This is a genomic window from Pelotomaculum sp. FP (assembly GCF_004369245.1).
GTDB classification, from domain to species: domain Bacteria; phylum Bacillota; class Desulfotomaculia; order Desulfotomaculales; family Pelotomaculaceae; genus Pelotomaculum_C; species Pelotomaculum_C schinkii.
In genome coordinates this window covers 1-3,295 of sequence record NZ_QFGB01000113.1, presented here as the reverse complement: position 1 = coordinate 3,295, position 3,295 = coordinate 1, and the positions used below count along the sequence as shown (strand labels likewise).

The 3,295-nt window shown below is 45.6% G+C and carries 3 protein-coding genes; all 3 read left to right on the top strand.

Annotated features, from left to right (window positions below; translation table 11 throughout):
- Positions 1–151: 151 nt before the first annotated feature.
- The 3 genes from Psfp_RS22685 to istB all read left to right on the top strand — a co-directional run bounded on the left by Psfp_RS22685 (position 152) and on the right by istB (position 3,140).
- The gene (locus Psfp_RS22685; protein WP_348981177.1) at positions 152–238 is read left to right on the top strand and encodes a site-specific integrase; all 87 of its coding nucleotides are present in this window, start codon (positions 152–154) and stop codon (positions 236–238) included.
- A 623-nt stretch (positions 239–861) separates the two neighbouring features.
- On the top strand, positions 862–2,400 hold the full coding sequence (gene istA, locus Psfp_RS20795; protein WP_134220420.1) for an IS21 family transposase: 1,539 nt from the start codon (positions 862–864) through the stop codon (positions 2,398–2,400).
- A complete protein-coding gene (istB, locus tag Psfp_RS20790) occupies positions 2,394–3,140 on the top strand; it encodes an IS21-like element helper ATPase IstB (RefSeq protein ID WP_134220419.1) in 747 nt (248 codons plus the stop codon). Before istA ends, istB begins: the two co-directional genes overlap by 7 nt.
- Positions 3,141–3,295: the final 155 nt, after the last annotated feature.

The following is a 3,295-nucleotide window of genomic DNA, read 5'->3' as shown; positions in this document are numbered from 1 at the left end:
GGCTTCTTTAACAAGCTGCTCTTTGAAATCCTGAGGATATCTTTTACGTTTCATCCATACCCCTCCGTTAATATTAGTTTATATTAATAAGGGGGTATGGCTCAAACTCAATTAAGGGGCTTAATAGGACCTACCCACTAGTCGAGCATACCTGGGGTATCTTGTCGTTATAAAAGGCCGTTCTGAAAACACCGTTAAAGAATACCGTACAGACCTACTTATGTTTTTTAGATTGTAATGCTCTCTCGAAACACTCCTATACTTGACAGAAATTTTTCCGGAGCAAATTTGAAGTTTTTAAAAAATATATCTTTAAACGATATGTATGCTTTCATTGCATATTGCAAAAATGAGCTACATGCTTCACCCGGTACAAGAGCAAGACAGATCGTATCCATCCGCCAGTTTTGGAAATATCTTAAAAAAAGCTCATCTCATTGATAACAACATTACCGAGGAATTGGAAACACCGAAGATTCCTAAGAGAAATGGAAAGGCTATATTAGTTATTAGTTTGGAAACAGTAAATCCTCCGACTCTGGAAAAGACTATGAGAATAAACAATAAAAATGCTGTCGCTATCTTTATGTCTCTCCTAAACTTTTTCCTCAAATAACTGTCCCACCAACAATTAGTTCTTTGGCAAATAATCCAGGCTACCGATAAAGGCAACGTCTTAAAGTATCTGGAGTGTTTGAATATGCCGGGTCAAACTGAACAGTTTGACCGCTGAGATTGAACAGTGTCTCCGTTTGAAACTGGACACCCTTTCCGGCAAAGTTGAACACCGGATATGACCTTTCTGCTAAATTGAATTTATGCATCTGAAAGGTGCAAATAAATTCAAGGAGGGTCATAGAGATGACCAGTTACAAAGAGATTCTGCGGCTACATAGCCTCGGAATCAACAACAGCCGCATTGCGTCTGGATGCGGATGCTCTCGAACCACGGTTATTAACGTGCTTCAAAGAGCAAAGGATCAAGGGCTAAGTTGGCAGACAGTGGCCGAAATGTCCGACAAGGAGTTGTCACAGCGCCTTTTTTCTTCGGAGAGCGCTAAGCCCGCGTACAAAATGCCGAATTACGACTACATCCATCGTGAGATGGCGAAAAGCGGTGTGACCTTAACTCTGTTATGGCTTGAATACTGCGACCAGTGTCGCGAATCCGGGCAAGTACCGTACAAGTCGACCCAGTTCAACAAATATTACGCTGACTATGTGAAAAGCACCAAGGCAACCATGCACATTCACCGTAAGCCTGGGGAAATCATGGAGGTAGACTCGGCGGGACAAACCGCCAGGATCATCGACACAGACACGGGAGAGATTATCCAAGCCTATGTGTTTGTGGCTGCCCTGCCATACAGCGGCTATGCCTATGTGGAAGCCTTCCTTTCACAAAATCAGGAGAGCTGGATTACCGCCCATATCAACGCCTATCGCTTCTTCGGTGGAATCACTCGCATTATGGTACCGGACAACTTAAAAACCGGCGTGGAGAAGGTGACGAAAGGCGAAGCAGTTATTAACAAGACCTATCAGGAGATGGCTGAACATTATGGTACAGCGGTTATTCCATGCAGAGTTAGGGCTCCCAAAGATAAACCCACGGTAGAAGGATCGGTCGGCATCATCTCAACATGGATACTCGCTGCTCTGCGTAATCAGCAGTTTTTATCGTTACGAGAGCTGAATGCTGCCATTCGGGAAAAGCTAATGGTTTTTCTAGAGAAACCTTTTCAGAAGAAGAACGGGAGCAGAGCCACCTTGTTCGATGAGGAAAAACCCTTCTTGCTGCCGTTGCCCTTAAAGCCATTTGAATTGGCGACCTGGAAGATTGCCACTGTTCAATACAATTACCATATCAGTGTGGAGACCCAGAAGTATTCGGTGCCGTTTGAATACATCAAGCAGAAAGTTGATGTCAGGATTACCCGCAATGTGATTGAGGTCTTCTTCCAAGGCAATCGCATTTGTTCTCATCCCCGGCTCTATGGTAGGAGCAATCAATACAGCACCCTGGAAGCCCATATGCCACCAGATCATCAAAAATATGTGTCTTGGAACGGCGACCGCTTTAAATCCTGGGCAGCCAAAATCGGTGAGAATACAAGCGCTGTCATTAACCTGTTTTTAGGAAGTCACAAAGTCGAGCAGCAGGGCTACAAGGCTTGTATGGCTCTTTTGAAACTGGCCGACAAATATTCGGTGGAGCGCCTTGAATCGGCCTGCACCAAAGCATTGTCCTACACTGTACAGCCTAGCTTGAAGAGCGTTCAGGCCATCTTAAAATCCGGTCAGGACAAGCTGCCGAAAGAAACCCCGGGCCATTCCTCCTCTGAGTTTGGACTCACACGAGGAGCCGATTACTACAGCAGGAGGGATGGAAAATGCTAAACGATTCAACCGTAGCCAAGCTTCACGAAATGAAGCTTAGTGTCATGGCTGCAGCATTCCGGGAACAGCTCAAAAACGCAAACTTGTCTGACATGGCTTTTGAAGAACGCTTCGGTCTGCTGATCGATGCCGAATGGGCAGCCCGTAAAAACAATCGGCTGTCGCGCTTGATCAAAAACGCGGGTTTTGCCTTCAATGACGCTTGTATTGAGAACATTGAGTATCATGACGATCGCAAACTCGACAAAGCTCAAATCATCCGCTTGGCTAGCTGTAACTACATCCAAGAAGCCCATAACATCATAATCCTTGGAGCCACGGGTAGCGGAAAAACCTACCTCTCAAATGCTTTTGGCATGGCTGCCAGCCGAAACTTTTACACGGTTAAATATGTACGGCTTCCCGATCTGCTGGGTGAATTGGCCATTGCACGCGGTGAGGGGACATACCGCAAGGTCATCAAAGCTTACAAACAGGTAAAGCTGCTCATTTTGGATGAATGGCTTCTGTTTCCGCTCAAGGAAAGCGAAGCCCGCGATCTGCTTGAGATCGTAGAATCTCGTTACAAAAAAGCTTCTACCATATTCTGTTCCCAGTTTGAGATCGGCGGTTGGTATCATAAAATTGGCGAACCGACACTGGCCGATGCCATTTCAGATCGCATTGTGCATGATTCCTACACCATTTTTATCGACGGTAAAAACTCTATGCGGGAGCGCAAGGGTATTGCCAACAGATAATTCAAAACAGCCTTACGGCTATTGAGGGCTCTGCCCTCAAACTCCCGAGGTTTATCGCTTAGTTTTCCAAAGAGAGTGATGTTATGTTGCTTTTAACAAAAAAAGAGCGACGCTCACCGGCATCACTCTCCCCGCAAAACTCTTAAGCCGCTCGG